This is a genomic window from Amycolatopsis sp. lyj-109 (assembly GCF_046548995.1).
Lineage (GTDB): Bacteria > Actinomycetota > Actinomycetes > Mycobacteriales > Pseudonocardiaceae > Amycolatopsis.
Genome location: NZ_JAJPWR010000042.1, coordinates 22444 through 42080, shown reverse-complemented (window position 1 = coordinate 42080; position 19637 = coordinate 22444). Strand labels below are relative to the sequence as shown.

The 19637-nt window shown below is 73.0% G+C and carries 14 protein-coding genes; 10 read left to right on the top strand and 4 right to left on the bottom strand.

The features are described 5' to 3' along the window. Positions 1-34: 34 nt before the first annotated feature. A complete protein-coding gene (locus ACLJQF_RS46665) occupies positions 35-454 on the bottom strand; it encodes an STAS domain-containing protein (RefSeq protein WP_410616951.1) in 420 nt (139 codons plus the stop codon). A 308-nt stretch (positions 455-762) separates the two neighbouring features. Between ACLJQF_RS46665 and ACLJQF_RS46660 the strand changes: the two genes are divergently transcribed. The 4 genes from ACLJQF_RS46660 to ACLJQF_RS46645 all read left to right on the top strand — a co-directional run bounded on the left by ACLJQF_RS46660 (position 763) and on the right by ACLJQF_RS46645 (position 5884). Then, complete coding sequence (locus tag ACLJQF_RS46660; RefSeq protein ID WP_410616949.1) at positions 763-2151, top strand: protein kinase domain-containing protein; 1389 nt, start codon at positions 763-765, stop codon at positions 2149-2151. Between the two features lie 196 nt (positions 2152-2347). Continuing rightward, positions 2348-3706 (top strand): serine/threonine-protein kinase, encoded by a 1359-nt coding sequence (locus ACLJQF_RS46655; protein ID WP_410616947.1) that lies wholly within the window; start codon positions 2348-2350, stop codon positions 3704-3706. 151 nt (positions 3707-3857) lie between these two features. Beyond that, the gene (locus ACLJQF_RS46650; RefSeq protein ID WP_410616946.1) at positions 3858-4931 is read left to right on the top strand and encodes a LacI family DNA-binding transcriptional regulator; all 1074 of its coding nucleotides are present in this window, start codon (positions 3858-3860) and stop codon (positions 4929-4931) included. A gap of 95 nt (positions 4932-5026) precedes the next feature. Further along, positions 5027-5884: a serine/threonine-protein kinase gene (locus tag ACLJQF_RS46645; protein ID WP_410616945.1), complete on the top strand. Its 858-nt coding sequence runs from the start codon at positions 5027-5029 to the stop codon at positions 5882-5884. Between the two features lie 99 nt (positions 5885-5983). Here the strand turns inward: ACLJQF_RS46645 and ACLJQF_RS46640 are convergent, their stop codons facing one another. The 3 genes from ACLJQF_RS46640 to ACLJQF_RS46630 form a co-directional block, all read right to left on the bottom strand. Then, positions 5984-6382 carry a hypothetical protein gene (locus ACLJQF_RS46640; protein WP_410616944.1) on the bottom strand — a complete coding sequence of 133 codons (399 nt, stop codon included), beginning with the start codon at positions 6380-6382 and terminating at the stop codon, positions 5984-5986. Between the two features lie 174 nt (positions 6383-6556). Then, complete coding sequence (locus tag ACLJQF_RS46635) at positions 6557-7663, bottom strand: substrate-binding domain-containing protein (protein ID WP_410616943.1); 1107 nt, start codon at positions 7661-7663, stop codon at positions 6557-6559. After that, a complete protein-coding gene (locus tag ACLJQF_RS46630) occupies positions 7663-9483 on the bottom strand; it encodes a heparinase (protein WP_410616942.1) in 1821 nt (606 codons plus the stop codon). The genes ACLJQF_RS46635 and ACLJQF_RS46630 overlap by 1 nt, the downstream gene beginning before the upstream one ends. 108 nt (positions 9484-9591) lie before the next feature. Between ACLJQF_RS46630 and ACLJQF_RS46625 the strand changes: the two genes are divergently transcribed. The 6 genes from ACLJQF_RS46625 to ACLJQF_RS46600 all read left to right on the top strand — a co-directional run bounded on the left by ACLJQF_RS46625 (position 9592) and on the right by ACLJQF_RS46600 (position 19590). Continuing rightward, a complete protein-coding gene (locus ACLJQF_RS46625) occupies positions 9592-10908 on the top strand; it encodes an ABC transporter substrate-binding protein (RefSeq protein ID WP_410616941.1) in 1317 nt (438 codons plus the stop codon). Continuing rightward, positions 10908-11840 (top strand): carbohydrate ABC transporter permease, encoded by a 933-nt coding sequence (locus ACLJQF_RS46620; RefSeq protein ID WP_410616939.1) that lies wholly within the window; start codon positions 10908-10910, stop codon positions 11838-11840. The genes ACLJQF_RS46625 and ACLJQF_RS46620 overlap by 1 nt, the downstream gene beginning before the upstream one ends. A gap of 41 nt (positions 11841-11881) precedes the next feature. Next, positions 11882-12691, top strand: coding sequence for a carbohydrate ABC transporter permease (locus ACLJQF_RS46615; RefSeq protein ID WP_410616962.1), 810 nt, complete (start codon positions 11882-11884; stop codon positions 12689-12691). Beyond that, positions 12688-13701 carry a hydroxyacid dehydrogenase gene (locus ACLJQF_RS46610; protein ID WP_410616937.1) on the top strand — a complete coding sequence of 338 codons (1014 nt, stop codon included), beginning with the start codon at positions 12688-12690 and terminating at the stop codon, positions 13699-13701. Before ACLJQF_RS46615 ends, ACLJQF_RS46610 begins: the two co-directional genes overlap by 4 nt. Further along, positions 13698-15617 (top strand): DUF2264 domain-containing protein, encoded by a 1920-nt coding sequence (locus ACLJQF_RS46605; RefSeq protein WP_410616936.1) that lies wholly within the window; start codon positions 13698-13700, stop codon positions 15615-15617. The genes ACLJQF_RS46610 and ACLJQF_RS46605 overlap by 4 nt, the downstream gene beginning before the upstream one ends. A gap of 247 nt (positions 15618-15864) precedes the next feature. After that, positions 15865-19590 carry a glycoside hydrolase family 2 TIM barrel-domain containing protein gene (locus tag ACLJQF_RS46600; protein WP_410616935.1) on the top strand — a complete coding sequence of 1242 codons (3726 nt, stop codon included), beginning with the start codon at positions 15865-15867 and terminating at the stop codon, positions 19588-19590. Positions 19591-19637: the final 47 nt, after the last annotated feature.

Genomic DNA, 19637 nt, shown 5'->3' with positions numbered 1-19637 from the left:
CAGGACCTTCCGGCGCGCTGAGGCGCAGCTGCGGTCAGCTCCGCTCGCTCTCCCGCAGCCGGGGCAGCACGGCCAGCCAGTCCATCGCCGCTTCGGCACTCCGGTGGATCGGCAGCAGGCGCTCCAGGCCCAGCACCCGGACCGGCCGCAGCACCGCCCGGCCCGCCGTCACGATCGCGAACGGCACCCCGCTCACGTGCGCCTCCGAAGCCGCCACCAGCAGCTCGGTGATCCCTCCCGCGCCGCAGAAGGACACTCCCGACAAATCCAGCACCAGGGCGCGCGGGGCGAGGTCGATCTCCTCGCCCAGCCGGGTCCGGAGCCGGCCCAGCACCGGCAGGTCGATCTCGCCGCGGACCGCGACGGTCGTCGCCTCCACGGTGGCGGTCACCCTCAGGGTCATCGCGGACGGGACGTCGACGCGAAACTGCGGAGCGGCGATCTGGTCGAGCAACACAGGCCTCCTCGAAGCGAGGGACGGCCGGGAGGCGGCCCCGCCCCCCGGCTCACCCACGGGACGGACGCAGGGGAGCTGGCGGCGGCTGCCGGTTGAACCGCGACGCCAACACCGTACGCCTCCACGGCGGCGGCTTCCGCACGGCCACCGAATTCGTCGAATTCGGACGTACACCCGACGAATTCCCGGAATGCGCCACTGCCGAGCCGGATAACGGTTCTCGATCCACTCGGTCCCGAACCCCCACCGAACGTCCGTCTTCTGCTAAAAAGTCATCGTTTTCATCGACCGGTGCAGGGGTGTGGGTGGCTTTCGAGGAACAGCTCGTCAACGGGCGGTATCGGCTCCTGGGGCACCTCGGCCGCGGCGCGATGAGCCTGGTGTGGCGCGCCCGGGACGAGCGGCTGGACCGTGTCGTGGCCGTCAAGCAATTCCTGCACGAGCCGGGCGCGGGCGGCGACGTCTGCGAACGTGCGCTCCGGGAGGCGCGGCTGGCGTCCCGGCTGCGGCACCCGCACGCCGTCGCGGTGTACGACGTCTTCGAGGACGCCGGCTCGATGTACCTGGTCATGGAGTACGTGCCCGCGCGTTCGCTGACCGAGCTCCTCGTCCAACGCGGGCCGCTGCCCCGGTGCGACGTGCTGCGGCTCGGGCGGCAGATCGGCGCGGCGCTGGCCGCCGCGCACGGCGACTGGATCCTGCACCGGGACGTCACGCCCAACAACGTCCTCGTCACCGACGACGGCGTCGCCCGGATCACCGACTTCGGCATCTCGCGCGCGCTCGGCGAGCACCCGGCCGCCGACGACGGCGTCATCGTCGGCACCCTCCCCTACCTGGCCCCGGAAGTCGCCCGCGGCGGTGAAGCCGGCCTGCCGTCCGACGTCTACTCGCTCGGCGCCACCCTCTACACCGCGTTGGAGGGCACGCCGCCGTTCGGCACCAGCGACGACCCGATCACCCTGCTCCGGCGGATCACCGAGAACCAGCTCACCCCGCCGGCCCACGGCGGCCCGCTGACCGCCGTGCTGCTGCGGATGCTCGAACGCGACCCGGCCGCGCGCCCGTCGATGCAGGAGACGGTGGACCTGCTGGCCGTCGTCGGCAAGCCGGTCCCGGCCGGCGCGCCCCGCCGGCCCCGGCTCCGCCGCGCCGTCGTGACCGGGATCGCCGCCGGCCTGACGTCGGTGAGCGTGGCGGCCGGCCTCGCTCTCGCCGACCGGCCCGGAACCACCACCGCGGCCCCCGTCGAGCACCCGCCGACGACGATCACCGCCGACCGCACCGTCAGCAGCACGACGACGGCACCCGCGCCGGTGCCGGCCCGCGCGACCGACGGGCCGGCCCGCCACCCCACCTCGCCCCCTCCGCCCGAGCCGGCCACGCCGTCCGGGTGCACCGCGCGCTACGAGATCACGAACGTCTGGCCGGACGGCGCCCAGGCGCAGGTGACCGTGCACAACGACCGGCCGACGCGGCTGACCGGCTGGACGGTGACCTGGGTCCAGCCCGGCGGGTCCGGCATCCGGGACCTCTGGAACGGCACGCTGAGCCAGACCGGTTCGTCGGTGACCGTCACCGACGCGGGCTGGAACGCTCTCGTCGAGCCGGACGGGTCGGCGTCGTTCGGGCTGAACCAGAACACCACGGCCGGCCGGCCCGCCGTCCCGGTCCTCAGCTGCCAGGCAAACTGAGACCGTTATCGTTCCGTCACAACCGGATCGCCATTTCTTCCGTACCGGCCGGTGCAGTTTCCGGCATCCGGAACGAATACGTCGAACGCCATTTCGTACCCCCACCCAGGTGAGTGAATTGGTCCGGCCGGCCGAACTGCGCGCCGGGCCTGGCCGTGTTCCCTGACGACGGAGACGAGCAGAGGGGAGCGTGCCCGTGCACGAAGGGGCAGTGATCGCCGGCCGGTACCGCGTACTCGGCCGGGCGGGTCACGGCGCGATGGGGACCGTGTGGCGGGCGAAGGACGAGCGTCTCGACCGGCTGGTCGCGATCAAACAGCTCTTCCCCGACTCCCCCGCCGACCCGGCGGCCGCGGAGCGCACGCGCGACCGGACGATCCGGGAGGCCCGGGTCACCGCCCGGCTGCGGCACCCGCACGCCGTCGTCGTGTACGACGTCGTCGAGCAGGGATCCGCGGCCTACATCGCGATGGAGTACCTGGCGGCCCGCACGCTGACCGACCTGCTCGAGGAGCACGGCCCGCTGGTTCCCGAGTACGTGGCCGAACTGGGCGCCCAGCTCGCCTCGGCGCTGGCCGCGGCGCACGCGGAAGGCGTGGTGCACCGCGACATCAGCCCGAACAACGTCCTGGTCACCAAGGACGGCTCGGCGAAGATCACCGACTTCGGGGTGGCCCACGCGCGCGGGGAAGGCACCGCCACCGGCCGCGGGCTGGTCGTCGGCACGCCGGCCTACCTCGCCCCGGAAGTCGCGGACGGCGCCGAACCCGGCTTCCCCTCCGACGTCTACTCGCTCGGCGCGACGCTCTACACCGCGCTCGAAGGGCGGCCGCCGTTCGGCACCGACGAGAACCAGCTGGCCCTGCTCAAACGGGTCGGCGCCGGCGCCGTGACCCCGCCCGCCACCAGCGGGCCGGTCACCGACACCGTCCTGCGGCTGCTCAACCGGGATCCGGCCGCCCGCCCCGCGATGGCCGGGGCGGCGCGGCTGCTGACCCGCGCCACCGCGCCCGGCCTGGCCCCGGTGGCGGCACCGGCGGACAGCGCGCCCGCACCGGCCCGGCGCCGGCGCTCCCGGGTGGCCTTCGCCGGGACGGCGCTGGTGCTGACGGCGGCCGGCGTCGTGGCGGCGACGTCGATCGCGCCCGGCCGGGAGCCCACGAGCGCGGCGGCCCAGCTCGCGTCGGCACCGTCCACGACGCCCTCGACCAGCGCCTTGCCGCCGGCGTCCCGGACCACGGGTCCCGCCGGCTGCGCCGCGCGCTACCAGGTCGTGAAGTCGTGGGACGGCGGCTTCCAGGGGCTGGTGACCGTCCGCAACAGCGGGCGGGCCGAGATCACCGGGTGGACGGTGAGCTGGCCGACCCCGGCCGGGATGAGCATCGACGACCTCTGGAACGGCAGGCTCGTGCGGACCGGCGCCACCTCGGTGATCGCGAACGTCGAGTGGAATGCGGTGCTGAAGCCCGGCGAATCGACCACCTTCGGCTTCATCGCCCTGGCCCGCGGCGGCAACCGCGGGATGCCGGTGACCGACTGCCGTCCCGGGGAATGAATCGGCGCCCGGGCGTTTCCGGGCCTCCGACGAAGGTGGCTTGACCAGCGGCATTGCCCGGCATTAAGGTCGACATCCACCCCTTCTTGTTAGCGCTAACTTCCGGCCGGACAACGGACCGGACAATGGGTCTCGAGAAAGTCCTCACGAAATGACGAATTTCCGCGACGTGGCGGACGAGCCGACCGGTGGCGGCCGCGGCGCGGTGACGATCACCGACGTGGCGAACGCCGCCGGTGTCTCGGCGAGCACGGTGTCCTACGTCATCACCGGGAAGCGGACGATCTCCCCCGCCACCCGGCGCCGGGTCGAGGAAACCATCCGCACCCTCGGCTACCGGCGCCGCGGCGGCACACCGTCGCCCCGCGCCGGCGTCCTCGCGGTGGCGGTGCCGCCGCTCGGCAACCGGCAGCTGGGCATGGAAATGGAGTTCTTCTCCGCGGCCGCGGGCGCGGCCCGCGAACTGGGCTTCGACCTGCTCCTGGTCACCGACGACGAAGGCAGCTCGGGCCTGCACCGGGTGACGTCGGCCGCGCTGGCCGACGCGGTGATCGTGCTGGACGCCGGCGCCGACGACCCGCGCGTGCCCGTGTTGCTGGCCTCCGGCCGGCCCGCGGTGCTGGTCGGTGCGCCGGGACAGCACCGCGGACTGGCGTCGGTGACGCTCGACTTCGCACCGGCCGGCCGGGCCTGCCTCGCCCACCTCGCCGAGCTGGGCCACCGGTCGGTCGCCCAGCTCGGGCCGTCGGACACGCTGCCCGGCCACCGGCTTCGGTACCTGAAGGGCTTCGCGGAGAGCTTCCGGACGGCCGCCGGGGAGCGCGGCGTGGAAGCGCACAACCGACCGTGCGCACCGGCCGCCGAAGACGTTGCCCGCTGCTTGGACGAGCTCCTCGCCGAAGGCGGCCCGACCGCGCTGGTCGTCCACGACGAAGCCGCCCTCCCGCTGGTCATGGGCACCCTGCGGCAACGCGGGCTGCGGGTCCCCGGCGACATCTCCGTCGTCGCGGTCTGCTCGGACACGGTGGCGCGCCAGCAGCGGATCCGGCCTGCCGCGGTGGTGGTGCCGGCGGCCGAACTGGGGGCGCTGGCCGTCCGCCGGGCCGTGCGCCAGCTCGACGGCGGACCGGCCGAACCCGGCACCGTGGAACCCGCATTCGTCATCGGGGAAAGCACCGCGGCGGCCGCCGTCGTCCGGGACGGGGTGCCCCTGTCCGGGGGGTGAGAATTCCCGGACAATCGGTCTCGGCGACCGAACCCGAAGCGCGTCGCAGCCGTATTTCCTTTCGAGGGTTCGTCGACGTCGACAGGGGATTACGGATGGCAGCGAAAAAGGGCGCATTGGCCGGGCGATACCGTCTGCTCGAACCGGCCGGCCACCATCCCGGCGGCCGGGCGTGGCGGGCCAAGGACGAATTGCTGGATCGGTTCGTCGTCATCGAACAGCTGCCACCGGGCTGCCCATTCGACGCGGCCCATTCCGACCGCGTCCGGGCCAGGGCGATCCGCGACGCGCGGGTGGCCGTCCGGCTGCACCATCCGAACGTGGTCGTCGTGCACGACGTCTTCGAACTCGACCTGACGCCGTACGTGGTGACCGAAGACCTGACGGCCGGCACCCTGGCCGAGCTGGTCGAGCGGCGCGGCAGCTTCCCGCCGGACCGGGTCGCGGCGCTCGGCGTGCAATTGGCTTCGGCGCTGACGGCCGCGCACGCCGAGGGCATCCTCCACCGCGGGTTCGGCCCGGACAAGGTGCTGGTCACCCCGGCCGGAACGGCCAAGATCGCGGGCTTCGGCCTGGGCACCGGTGGCTTCCCCGCCCCGGAGGTGGCAGGCGGCGTGAGCCCGGGGTGCCCCGCGGACGTCTATTCCCTGGGCGCCACGCTGTACTTCGCGCTCGAAGGGCGGGTGCCCGGCAGCGCGGTCCCGCCGCGGGCGCACGGGCCGGTCCTCGCCGCCGTGCTGGACCTCGTGCACCCGGAACCGGCGGCCCGGCCGTCGATGGCCGAGGCCGAGCGCGCCCTCACCGATCTCGCGGTTTCCCGTCCCCTGGCGGCGATTCCCGCCCGGAGCGGCCGGTCCCGGTCCCGGGTGCTGGTGACGGGCACCGTGCTCGTCGTCGCCCTCGGCACGGCGGTGACGACGCACGCGGCCCTCCGCCGCCTCGCGACTCCCTGACCCAAGCGCCCCAAGGCGGCCTTCGGTGCGTCTGACGCACCGAAGGCCGCCTTGGGTGCGTCAGACGCAACCAAGGCCACATTGGGGCGCATGGGCCCGCTACTTCGAAGGCACGTAATAGCTGCCGTACTGCGAACCGTAAGGCGGGTGAAAGACAATTGCCGGCGGCGGGTCCGCCGTTTCGGTGACCGTCCGCGTGCCGGCGAAAGTGATCGGGCCCGGCACCTCCGGAGCGCGCACCGGCGGCGCCGGATCGTTCTGCACCACGAACGAAATCAGCGTGAACGCACTCAGTGCGGTCACCACTCCCGCCCCCGCGACCAGCCACCGCATCAGGCGGTCGGGGTGCGGTAGGCCCTTTTCCAGCGCCACGGACGCGCGGACGCGGTGTTCCACGCGGTCCGCCACCGGCGGCGGGGAATTCTCCGCCCGCACCCGCTGAATCAATTCATGAACCGAAACCTGCCGCCTGGCCACAGGCGCCGTCGGGCGCGTCAACCGAACCACCTCCGATTTCCCCACATGCGAAGAGTCGCATGTCCCGTCGCGGAGACTAGGAGGTGATCCACTTCTTGTAAATCCCGAGATCGCGATCCGCTCGTTATCGCTTCGACACAACCGGATCCGCCATTCGGCCGTACCCCCTGGGACACGCGGCTGAATTCGACGATTTCACCGGATCTGGGATTCTGCCGCGCTTCCGCACGATTCGCGCACCACGAGCGTCGGCCAGAGCTGCAGCCGGTGCACGGGCCGCTCGGTCGTGTCGGCGAGCCGGGCCAGCGCGAGCTCGGCGGCCACCGCGCCGAGCCGGTGCTTCTGCGGGCACACCGCGGTCAGCGGCGGGTCCGACGCCGCCGCGACCTCGTCGTCGTAGGAGACCACCGCCAGCTCGCCGGGCACCGCGATGCCGCCGTCGCGGGCCCGTTCGATCAGGCCGATGGCCTCCCGGTCGGCGTGCACGAGCAGCGCCCGGACGCCGGCCCGCCGGCAGCGCTCCAGCAGGGCGTCGTACTCCCCCGCCCACCCCGGCGAGCCGTAGACCGGGACGTCGAGGTCCAGCGCCGCCCCGGCGTCCAGCCCCAGGGAGCCGATCGTCTCGCGCCAGCCGGTGCGGAGCGCGCGGCTCGTCGGGCTGGACCGGGACGTGACCAGCCCGACCGCGCGGTGGCCCAGGGAAACCAGGTGCCGGACGGCGAGTCCCGCGCCGAGCGCGTGGGCCGTGGTGACCGCGTCCAGGGCCAGCGTGGGCAGTTCCGGCGGCGGCAGGCGTTCGACGAGCACCACCGGGACGCTCAACGACCCCAGCCAGCGCAGCAGGTCCAGCGCACCGCGCCCGCTGGTGGCCGGCGCGACCAGCAGCGTCTGCACGCCCCGTTCGAGGAGCCTGCTGACCTGACGGCGGTCCTCGGCGGCGTCGTAGCTGGACGCGCGCAGGACCAGCCGGCCGCCCGCCGCGGCCACCGTGGCCTGTGCGCCCTGGATCACCGTCGGCCAGTAGTACTCCACCGACGGCGCGACCATGCCGACCAGCGCGCCGTGCGCGGCCGGGCCGAACGCCGAAGCGGCGCGCCCGGGCTCGGGATGGCCGCCGCGGGGCCGGGTCAGCGTGACCCCGCCGTGCACCCGCGTCAGCAGCCCGCGGTCGGCCAGCTCGGTGACGTCGCGGCGCACGGTGACCGCGGTGACGCCCAGCCGCTCCACCAGCTCGGTGAGCCGGACCGCGCCGTGTTCGCGCACCAGCGAAAGGATCAGCTGGTGGCGTTCGGAGGCGAGCATCACCGGACCTGCTCCAGCCGGACCCGCGCCGGGCCCTCGCGCACCAGCAGGGTGAGCCGGCTGAGGTGCCTGCCCCAGGACGCCCGCAGCAGGGGATCGTCCAGCGGGCGCCGCTCGAGTTCCGCCGTGGTCCACCGGGAATCCCAGCTCAGCCGCAGCACCCGCCGGCCGGCCAGTGACACGAACGCTTCGCCGTCGCCCAGCTCGACGTCACCGGCGAGGACGTGCCGGAGCCGGACGGGCCGGACGCTGTCGTCGTCCGCCACCAGGACGTGCGCGGGAGCGGCGCGGACCAGCCGCACCGAACGGATCCAGCGCGGCACGCACGGGTAGGCCCCGGCGAGGTCCGCGGTCAGCGTGGCCGCGGCCGCGGTGAGCTCGACCCGGACGTCCCGCGCCCCGAACGCCTCCCCCGGTTCCTGCGTGACGCCGGGCTCGGGGACGTTGTGCCACTCGCTGCGCAGCGCCCAGGCCCGGTACCGGTCCGGCCCGAAGCTGGCCGCGGTGTAGGTCGGCTGGCCGGCGTCGGCCACCACCGGCACCCCCTCGACCGCCACCCAGTAGGACCCGACGTCGAGGTGGTTGTGCCGCTCGCCGTTGTGCCCGGCCTTGACCGCCAGGGTCAGCCCGCGCGGCGTGCCCGCCGTCTCCCGGGCCACGAGCACCTGGACCCGGGGCAGCCATTCTTCGCGGGCCAGCCAGGTTCCGCGCGGGTCTCCCGCGAACGCCGTCCGCCAGCCCGGGTCGGCCAGGCCGGCCAGGGCGCGGCCCAGCCCGGCCGACGGCCACCCGAGCCGCCCGCCCGCGCGCGCCTGGCTCACCGCATGCGCCCGGACGTCGTCGTCGCCGAGCAGCTCGCCCCACCGGTGCAGCACGTGCCACGGCTGGGCCAGAGGTAGCCGGGCCGGCGCGTCTCCGGCGTTGACGTAGGCGTCGCCGCCCAGGTGCATCCGGTGCGGGAAGCGGATCAGCGGCGCCAGCACCGGGAGGTCCCGCGCGTCGACGCCGGTCGCGGCGGCCAGCAGGTCGAGGCACTCGAGCAGGCGGCAGGCGCCGTGCCACCAGTAGGCGACGCCCTCGTCGATGCCGCCGTCGTCGGGCAGCACGGCCAGGTAGAGGTCGAGACCTTCGACGACCAGCCGCACCAGCCGCCCGCGCCGTTCTTCGTCGTCGACGAGCAGCAACGCGGCCGTGAGGACGGCGCTGTGGATCCACGGGTTCCAGTTGTGCGCATCGCCGTCCAGGCCGAGCCAGTGCCAGTCGCGGACGCGCTCGAACGGCGTCAGGACGCGGAGCCCGACCTCGCGGCGCAGCCGCTTGCGCAAGCCTGGGGCATGGAGGTCGAGGTGCGGGCCGAGGACCTGATCGGCCCAGGCGAACAGCGACGCGACCTCGGCCGCGCCCAGGTCGAGGAAGGGTTCGCCGGGGTCGGCCAGCACCTCCCCGCGCGCGGCCGCGTGCCGGTCGTGGGGTGCCCAGCACCAGGTGGTCGTCTCGGCCAGCGCGACCAGCCCGTCGATCGCGCCGTCCAGGAACGGCACCTCGCCCGGGGGCGTCTCGCCGGTCAGCACGGCGGCCAGCACCAGCGTGGTGACGCGGTCGCGCAGCTCGCGAGCGGCGTCTTCGTAGTCGGTCCGGACGCCGTCGCGGAACGTCCGGGCCCACGCCGTGGCCGTCAGGACGGGTGCCGGCCGCGCGAGCACGGCGCGGGCGTCGGCGAGCAGCGCGGCGCCGTCGGCCGCGTCCCACACCGCCCGGTCGCCGACGTCCGGGAAGGCAGGCCGCTCGACCGGATGGCCGTCGAAGAGCGCGCGCAGCACCACAGCGTTCCTTCGGTTCTGATCGGTTGTGATCGTATTTGACCCGATTTGTTGACTCGAACTATGACACAGCCCGACAGTGACAGCCATCACTTCGACGGAGGAGCAATGACGCTTCGGGAATCGGCGGAACTGAACCGCCGGACGTTCCTTTCGGCCACGGCCGGACTCGCGGCCGGCGGGCTGCTCGGCGGCTGCGCGTCGTCGACGACCACGGCTTCCGGCGCCACCCGCGTGCGCATCTGGTCGTGGCTCACCGGCATGGACAAGTACGTCGCCGGGTTCAACGCCGCGCACCCGGACACCGTGGTGGAGCTCAACGTGATCGCGGCCGGCCTCAAGGGCGGCTACGCCCAGCAGACCAACGCCCTGCGCGCGCACAACGCCCCGGACATCCTGCACGCGGAATACCAGGGCCTGCCGCAACTGCTCACCACGGGCGGGCTGCGGGACCTCACCGACGACCTCGCGGACCTCGAGCGCGGCTACTCCCCCGCGGCCTGGCAGGGCGTCCGGCCCGGCGGCCGCACCTGGGCGGTCCCGATGGACCTCGCCCCGATGGTGCTCTACTACCGCAAGGACCTCTTCGACCGGCACGGGATCGCGGTGCCGCGCACGTGGGACGAGTTCCGCGCCGCCGCGCAGGCCGTGAAGCAGGCCGACCCGGCGGCGCGCGTGACGACGTTCCCGCTCAACGACGGCTCGTTCTTCGCCGGGATGTGCTGGCAGGCGGGCGATCCCTGGTGGCGGGTCGACGGCGGCTCGTGGCGGCTGAACATCGACGGCGCGGGCACGCTCCGCACCGCCGACTACTGGCAGGGCATGATCCGGGACGGCCTGGTCGCCACCGCACCGACCGGTGATCAGGACTGGATCGGGGCGATGCACACCGGCCGGCTGTGGGGCCTGCTCGGCGCGTCCTGGAGCGTCGGTTCGCTGGTGAAGTCCATCCCGCAGGACAAGGGCCGGTGGGCGGTCACCACGATGCCGACCTGGGACGGCGCCCCGGCCAACGGCGTCCAGGGCGGCAGCGCGTTCGCCGTCTCCGCCGAAAGCAAGGTGCCCGGCGCCGCCGTGAAGTTCCTGCGCTGGCTGAGCACGGACCCGGCCGTCGCGAAGATCGGCACCACCTTCACCACCCCGTTCCCCGGCTACCTGCCGAGCCGGGACGTGGCCCGGAAGGCGTACAAGGGCGGGTACTTCCTCGGCGACCCGGTGTACGACGTGCTCGACGAGGCCGCCCGGCGCGTCCCGGACTGGACGTGGGGCCCCAACGCGCTGCGGACGTTCTCCACCGTCGTCGACCGGATGGGCGGGGTGAAGACGGGCGGCACGACCCTGGCCACCGCCGTCCGGCAGACGCAGGCCGGCGCCGTCGCCGAGCTGCGCGAGCGGGGATTGACCGTGCTGGAAGGGAAAGCCTGATGACCGTCCTCACCCCGGAACGCGCCGCGGGCGTGCCGGCACCGGCCCGTCCCGGTGCGCCGGTGCCGGGCCGCCGTGGCCGCGGCCGCGCCGGCCTCGTGCTGGCGGCGCCGTTCGCGATCCTGCTGACCGCGACCGTGCTCGTGCCCATCGGGTACGCGCTCTACCTGAGCCTGTTCACCGACCGCCTGTCCGGCCTGGGTTTCTCCGGACCGCGCCAGGCGTTCGTCGCGCTCGGCAACTACGCCGACGTGCTCACCGACAGCGCGTTCCACGCAAGCCTCGGCAACGTGGCCCTGTTCGTCGTGGTCCACATCCCGATCATGCTCGGCCTGGCGCTCCTGCTCGCCCTGCTGATCGACTCCGCCGTCGTGCGGCTCAAGCGCGTGTGGTCCCTGGCCGTCTTCCTGCCCTACGCGGTGCCGACCGTGATCACCGGCCTCATCTGGGCCTACCTCTACAGCCCGAACTCGGGGCTGACCGCGCTCCTGCCGTTCGACCCGCTGGGCAAGACCGGCATCCTGCCCTCGATCGTGAACATCGCGACCTGGCAGTGGGTCGGCTACAACATGATCATCTTCTACACCGCGCTGCAGGCCGTCCCGCGTGACGTCCTCGAGGCCGCACGCGCCGACGGCGCCGGGGGATTCCGGACGGCCTGGTCGGTCAAGATCCCGATGATCCGGCCGACCATGTTCGTCGCCCTCGTGTTCACCGTCATCGGGTCCCTGCAGCTGTTCACCGAACCCCTGGTGCTGCGCGGGTTCACCGGCTCGGTGACGAGCACCTGGTCCCCGAGCCTCTACGTGTACGAGGCCGCCTTCATCGCCAACGACTACGGCCGCGCCGCCGCCGCGTCCGTGCTGCTGGCCCTGGTTTCCGCCCTGCTCTCGGCGCTCGTCATGCGCCTGTCCAACCGGAGGTCCCGGTGACCTTGTCCCCCACCGCTTCGCGATGGACGTCACGCACGGTCGTGCACGTCCTGCTGGTGCTGGCCGCGCTGTACGCGGTCCTGCCGCTGGTCTGGCTGGTCACCTCGGCCACCAAGTCCGTCGGCGACTTCTCCACGACCGGGGCGTTCGAGTTCGGCCAGTTCAACCTGGGTGCCAACCTCGGTGCGCTGTTCACCCAGGAGAACGGCGTCTTCCTCGCCTGGATCCGCAACTCGCTGCTCTACGCCGGCCTCGGCGCGGTGCTCGGCTCGCTGATCTGCGCCGCCTGCGGGTACGCGATCGCGAAGCTCGACTTCCCGGGCCGCCGCGCGCTGTTCGCGATGACGCTGGCCGGGGTCCTCGTGCCGACGACCGCACTGGCCCTGCCGCTGTACCTGCTGGCGTCGCAACTGGAGGTCGTCGGCACGTTCTGGGCGGTGTTCATCCCGTTGCTGACCAACCCCTTCGGCGTCTACCTCGCCCGCGTCTACGCCGACGCCGCGGTGCCCGGCGAGGTGCTCGAAGCCGCCCGGACCGACGGTGCGGGCGAGCTGCGGACGTTCTTCACCATCGCGCTGCCGATGATGCGGCCCGGGCTGGTCACCGTCTTCCTGTTCCAGTTCGTCGGGATCTGGAACAACTTCTTCCTGCCGCTGGTGATGCTCACCGACCCGAAGCTGTTCCCGATGAGCCTCGGCCTGTACCAGTGGAGTACGCGCGTGACCCAGTTCCCGCAGTACAACCCGCTCGTCATCACCGGCTCGCTGCTCGCCGTGCTGCCGCTGGTCGTCGCGTTCGTGCTGCTGCACCGGCAATGGCGGTCCGGGCTGGCGGCGGGCAGCGTCAAGTGACGCGCCGCCCGGAGACCCTGCTGGTGATGGCGCGGGACACGATGGAACTGCAGTTCGGCGCCGCCGAACTGGCCCGGCTGCGCACCACGGCCCGGCTGGGCGAGCCGCTGTGCACCGACGAACTCGCCTCGGCGCCGGTGCGCGCGCGGCTGGCCGAGGTGGAGGTGCTGATCACGTCGTGGGGCTGTCCCCCGCTCGACGACGAGGTCCTGCGGGCCGCGCCGCACCTGCGGGCGGTGCTGCACGCGGCCGGCAGCGTCCGCGACCACGTCGGCGGGGCGGTCTTCGACCGGGGCCTGCTGGTCACCACGGCCGCCGACGCCAACGCCGAGCCGGTCGCCCAGTACACCCTGGGCGCGATCCTGTGGGCGTTCAAGAAGGTGCCGTTCCTGGCCACCGACGCCCGGACGGCCCGGGAGGACTGGGGCTACCGCGACCAGCGGGGCGAACTGTCCGGCCGGGACCGGACGGTGGTGCTGGTCGGCTTTTCCCGCGTCGGCCGCCGGGTCGCCGCGCTGCTGCGGCTGCTGGACCTGGCCCGGGTGCTCGTCGTCGACCCGGTGGCCGACGCGAGCGAGATCCGGGCGGCCGGGGCCGAGCCCGCTTCCCTGGCCGAAGCCCTGCCCCAGGCGGACGTGCTGAGCCTGCACGCGCCGTCGCTGCCGGAGACGCGGCACATGATCGGCGCCGCCGAGCTGGCCGCGCTACCGTCCGGTGCCGTGCTGATCAACACCGCGCGGGGCGCGCTCGTCGACACGGCGGCCCTCGAACACGCCTGCGCCGCCGGCGGCCTGCACGCCGTCCTCGACGTCACCGAGCCGGAGCCGCTGCCCGCCGGGTCCCCGCTCTACGACCTGCCCAACGTGGTGCTGACGCCGCACATCGCGGGTTCGCTGGGCTCGGAGACCCGCCGGATGAGCGCCGAGGCGCTGGGCGAGCTCGAGCGGTACGCCGCCGGTCTGCCGCCCCGAGCCCCGGTGACCCGGCACTCCCTGGCCGTGCAGGCATGACCGCCGTCGAGGACCGGCGGCTCTCGCCGTACACCGGCTGGACCCGCGGGCACTGGACGGCCTACGCCGACCGGCTGCTCGCGGCGACGGGGAAGTACCGGTCCCCGACGGGCGCCCGGATCGACCTGCCCGGCCCGCCCAGCCGCAACGGCCGGACCTCGGACGGCCTGGAGGGGTTCGCGCGGACGTTCCTGATCGCCGGTTTCCGCGTCGCCGGGGAGGGCGGCGCGGATCCCGGCGGGTACCTCGAACACTACGCGCGCGGGCTGGCCGCCGGCACCGATCCGGCGTCGCCCGAGGCGTGGCCGCGGCCCGACGAGCTCGGTCAGTCCAAAGTGGAGGCCGCGTCGATCGCGCTGGTGCTGCAGCTGACCCGGCCGTGGCTGTGGGACCGCCTCGACGACGCCGTCCGCGACCGGGTCGTCGCCTGGCTCGCGACGGTGATCGGGCAGCCCTACCCGCCGATCAACTGGGTGTGGTTCCGGATCGTCGTGGAGTCCTTCCTGCGCGAAGCGGGCGGCCCGTGGTCGGCCGCCGACGTCGAGGAGGACCTCGCCGTGCACGCGTCGCTGCGGCGGCCGGGCGGCTGGCTCAGCGACGGCGACGAGCGCGCCTACGACCACTACACGGGCTGGGCCCTGCACCTGTACCCGCTGCTGTGGACGCACTTCTTCGACGTCACCGGTTCCCTGTGCCCGGGCTCGCTGCGACATCAGTGGGGCACGGACCTGCGGGAGTACCTCGACGACGCCGTCCGGCTGGTGGGCAGCGACGGCTCGCCGCTGCTGCAGGGCCGCAGCCTGGTCTACCGCTTCGCGGCCGCGGCGCCGTTCTGGGTGGGCGCGCTGACCGGGACGTCCGGGCTGTCCCCCGGCTTGACGCGCCGGGTGGCGGGCGGGATGGTCCGGCACTTCGGTGCTTCCGACGGTCTGCTCAGTCTCGGCTGGCACCACGCCTGGCCCGCGATGCGCCAGGCGTACTCCGGGCCTGGTTCGCCGTACTGGGCGGCCAAGGGCCTGCTGGGGCTGGCCCTGCCCGCGCACCATCCCGTGTGGACGGACGTCGAGGAGCCGTTGCCGATCGAGACCGGGGACGTCGCCCGGGTCGTCGCCGCGCCCGGCTGGCTGATCTCGGGACGGCGTCGCGACGGGATCGCCCTGGTGGTCAACCACGGCACGGACCACGCGCGCCCCGGCGACCCGCGGTCCGATTCGCCGCTCTACGCCCGGCTCGGGTACTCCACGGCGACGTTCCCGCCGCTCGGTTCCTTACCCGACAACGCGGTGTACGTGCTGGACGCCGACGGCCGGGCGAGCCACCGGGCGGGGTTCTCGACATGCTACGCGACCGAGCTGCCGGGCGGGGTGCTGGCGGCCGCGTCCCAGGGGCGGGTCCGGTGGGTCGACACGTCCGCCGACGACTCGCCCGACCACGGCTCCGGCCGGAGCGGGCCGGTGGTGCCGGGACCGGTGCTGACGGTGGCGTCCGTGGTGCGGAACGGCGTCGAGGTGCGGCTCGCGCGCGTCGACGGCCCGGTCGATGCGGTCCGGTCACTGCGGCTGAGCGGATGGCCGGTCGCGGGCGGCACACCGCCGGAAACCGGGGCGGCGTCCGCACGGACCCCGGAGCTGCGGTCGGAGGTGCGTCCGCTGCGCGGCTTCACCACGGCGGACGTGGCGGTCGAGTCCGGTGCCTCTCCCCTGGGCGAGTGGACCGCGATCCCGTTCGTCGCCACCGAGGGGCCACCGGAGCCGGGAGCCGTGTACGCCGCCGTGGTGATCCTGGACCGCGGCGGCCCGGACGATGCCGATCCGTCCCTCTCGGTCGCCGCGGACGGCCGCCACACCACCCTCACCTGGCCCGACGGCATCTCCGCCGAAGTCCCCTTGCCCGCCTTTGCGAGGCATCACCCGTGATTGAGCAGGCATCACGCGTGATTGAAGGGTCGACTCGCGTGATTGAGGGGTCGACACGCGTGATTGGAGGGGCATCACGGTGATGGCCCTGCAATCACGTGTGATGCCCCTTCAAGCACGCGTGATGCCTGGTTCCGCACGAATGTCCTATTGACCTTGCTTGGCCCGTCCTGTTCCATTTTGTTGGGTTCTGCCCGGATCTTGTCGGAACATGGAGGTTCCTCCCGTGCGGCTGCGCGCTCTGAGTGTGGTTCTGTTGGCTCTCGCGGGGATGCTGGTGCCCGCCGGGCCGGGCGACGCGGCGGCCGCACCGCCTGACGACGTCTACTCCTACCTCGAAGACCCGCGGAAGGTCGGCGAAGGCCAGGAGCCGCCGCATGCGTTCCTCGCTCCGCACGCCGACGTCGAGTCCGCCGTCCGGGGGCGGGAACGCACGCCGTTCACGAAGACGCTCGACGGCAAGTGGCGGATCGCCATGGCGGACAACCCCGCCCAGGTCCCCCCGGGCTTCCACGCCGCCGGGTATGACACGTCGGGCTGGCGCGAAGTCTCCGTGCCGCACACCTGGCAGACCGACGGCCTCGACCACCCCGTCTTCCGCAACATCGCCACCGAGATCCAGCCGGACGCACCGCCGAAGGTGCCCCGGGACGTCAACCCGACCGCGGCCTACACCCGCGACTTCGACCTGCCCGCCGACTGGGCGCCGCGGCGCACGGCCCTGCGCTTCGACGGCGTGACGTCGGCCTACTTCGTCTGGGTCAACGGCCAATACATCGGCTACGACCAGGGCGGCTACACCCCCGCGGAATTCGACATCTCCGCCGCGCTGCGGCCCGGCCCCAACCGGCTCGCCGTCCAGGTGCACCGCTGGAGCGCGGGCGCCTACCTCGAAGACTACGACCAGTGGCGGTACGCGGGCATCTTCCGGTCCGTGACGCTGACGTCCACGCCCGCCACCCACGTCCAGGACGTCACGCTCCGGACCGACCTCGATGCCACCTACACCGACGCCGTCCTGTCCGCCGCCGTCGAGGTCGCCCGCAAACCGGGCGGCACCAGCGGGAAGCACACCGTCGGGCTCAGCCTCCGGAACGCCGCCGGCAAGGAGGTCGGCGCCACCACCCAGGACGTCGAGGTGGGTGACACCGGCGCCGCGGTCACCCTCACCCTGCCCGTCCGCAACCCCGCCAAGTGGACCGACGAGACGCCGAACCTCTACACCACCGTGCTGACCCTCGCCGGCCCGGACGGCCGGACCACCCACATCACCCGCGAGACCGTGGGCTTCCGCGAGATCGAGATCCGCGACCGGCAGCTGCTGGTCAACGGCAAGCGCGTGCTGTTCAAGGGCGTCAACCGCGCCGAAACCGATCCCGACCACGGCCGGTACGTGCCACGCAAGGCGCAGGAGCGCGACGTGGCGCTGATGGAGCAGCTCAACGTCAACGCCGTCCGCACGTCGCACTACCCGTCCGACCCGTACTTCTACCGGCTGGCGGACGAAAACGGCCTCTGGATCGACGACGAGGTCGACATCGAGACGCACAACCACGAGAACTGCGCGAACTGGTGCCAGGCCAACCAGCCCGAGTGGCGGGACGCGTTCCTCGACCGGCTGGTCGGCATGGTGGAACGCGACAAGAACCACCCCAGCGTCTTCCTCTGGGACACCGGCAACGAAGCCGGTCTCGGCGCCCACCACTACGCGATGGCGGACTGGCTGCGGGCCAACGACCCGACGCGCCCGATCTACCACCAGTCGAACAACCCCGACGGCGACGCGCCCTTCGCCGACGTCTGGGGCCCGCGGTACCCGTCGCCGGAGAAGTTCGCCGACCAGGCGAAGAAGACCACGAAACCGCTGATCTTCGGCGAGTACGCGCACGCGATGGGCAACAGTCTCGGCAACTTCCGCGAGTTCTGGGACATCATCCGGGCGAACCCGCAGACCCAGGGCGGGTTCATCTGGGACTGGGCCGAGCAGAACCTCCGGGAGCCGGTCCGCACGGTCCCGGACGTGTCCGGGCACGGCATCGCCACCCACCTCTCCGGGTTGTCGAAGCTCGTCGACGGCCACCGCGGCAAGGCTCTCGAGCTGTCCGGTTTGGACGACTTCGCCGAGGTCTACCGCAACCGCAGGCTGGACCTCACCGGCACCGCGCTGACCCTGGACGCCTGGGTCAAGCCGGGCAAGTGGACCGGCGAGTTCCCGATCATCACCAAGGGCGACCACCAGTACTCGCTGAAGATGAAGAACGAGAAGACGCTCGAGTTCTTCGTCCACAGCGGCACGTGGATCCCGGTGCAGGCCCCGGTGCCGGCCGACTTCTACGGCACCTGGCACCGGGTCAGCGGCACCTACGACGGCGCTGCGCTGCGGCTGTACATCGACGGCCGCGAGGTTGCGCAGAAGGCGTTCAGCGGCCCGATAGACGCGTCGTCGGCCGAGGTGAACATCGGACGCGACTTCGAGACGTCGTGGAACGACCCGTCGACCATCGGCTGGCTGGGCCGGGGCGTGGTGGACGACGTCCGCATCCACGACCGCGCCCTCACCCCGGCGGAGCTCGCGGGGCCGGCACCGGCGCCGGGCGCGCTGCTGGCCCTCGACTTCGACAGCGTGACCGAGCGCGGGACGTACCTGTCCTACGGCTCCAGCCTGTCCGGAGTGGACGGCCTGATCGGTTCGGACCGCAAGCCGCAGCCGGAAACCACGCAGCTGGCGTGGGCACACCAGCCCCTGCGGTTCGCCTACGCCGACGGCGTGCTGTCGGTGACGAACGAACGCCAGTTCAGCGACACCGCCGAGCTGAACCTGCGGTGGCGGGTCACCGAAGGCTCGAAGACGATCAAGAGCGGCGAACAGCCCCTGCGCGTGGCGGCGGCGACCACCGGCCGGATCCCGTTGCCGGCCAAGGCCGGTGACCGAGAGCGCTTCCTCACGGTCGAGGCCGTCGTCAAGACACCGGGGCCGATGCTGCCCGCGGGGCACGTCCTGGCGCACGACCAGTTCCCGCTCGGCGGCACGCGGGTGCCCGGCCTCGACAAGGCGCCGCTCGACTGGGGCCTGGTGACGGCGCGGGAGAGCACGGACGCGGTCACCGCGCAGGCCGGCCCGGTCAACTACCGGGTGGACAAGCGCACCGGGACGCTGTCGTCGATGCAGTCGTGGGGCAAGGAGCTGCTGGCGAGCGGGCCGAAGCTCGACGCGTGGCGCGCCCCGATCAGCAACGAGACGTTCGCCTGGGGCCGGGCCGAGGGCGAGGACTGGCGCAAGCTGGGGCTCGACCGCCTGCAGACCACGGTCACCGGGGTCCGCGTCGAGCGCCCGGGCGGCAGCGTCAGCGTCGTGGTGGACAGCCGGGTGGCCGCGCCGGACGTGGCGGGCGCGTGGTTCGACCAGACCATGACGTACACAGTGGACTCGGCGGGCGTGCTGCGCCTCGGCCACAAGGTGACGCCGCAGGGCAGCGTGCGCACGCTGAACTACCTGCCGCGCATCGGGGTGTCCCTGGGCGTCCCGGACAGCTTCAAGCAGTTCGCGTGGTACGGCCGGACCGCCGAAAGCTACGCCGACCGCAAGGACGGCACGCCGATCGCGGTAAATCGGTCCACTGTGGACGAGCAGTACACGGACTACCACCGTCCGCAGGACCACGGCAACCACACCGACGCCCGCTGGGCCCTGCTGACCGACGGCCGCCTCTCGGGGCTGCTCGTCAGCGGGATGCGGGACGTCAGCGTCACGCCGTACGACGACCTGGACCGGGCGGCCTACCCGTTCCAGCTGCAGCGGAACCCGGGCTGGTTCACGCTGCACGCCGATCACGCGGCCACCGGCGTGGGCGACACGCCGAACCCGGTGCGGGAGAAGAGCCAGGTGGCGGCGGACACCACCTACGAGTACACGCTGTCGATGCGCCCGCTGAGCCTGACCGAAGCCTGGACGGGCCTGCCCGCGGGCGGCTGAGCGCACGCACGAAGAAGCCGCACCGGGGACAGCCCCCGGTGCGGCTT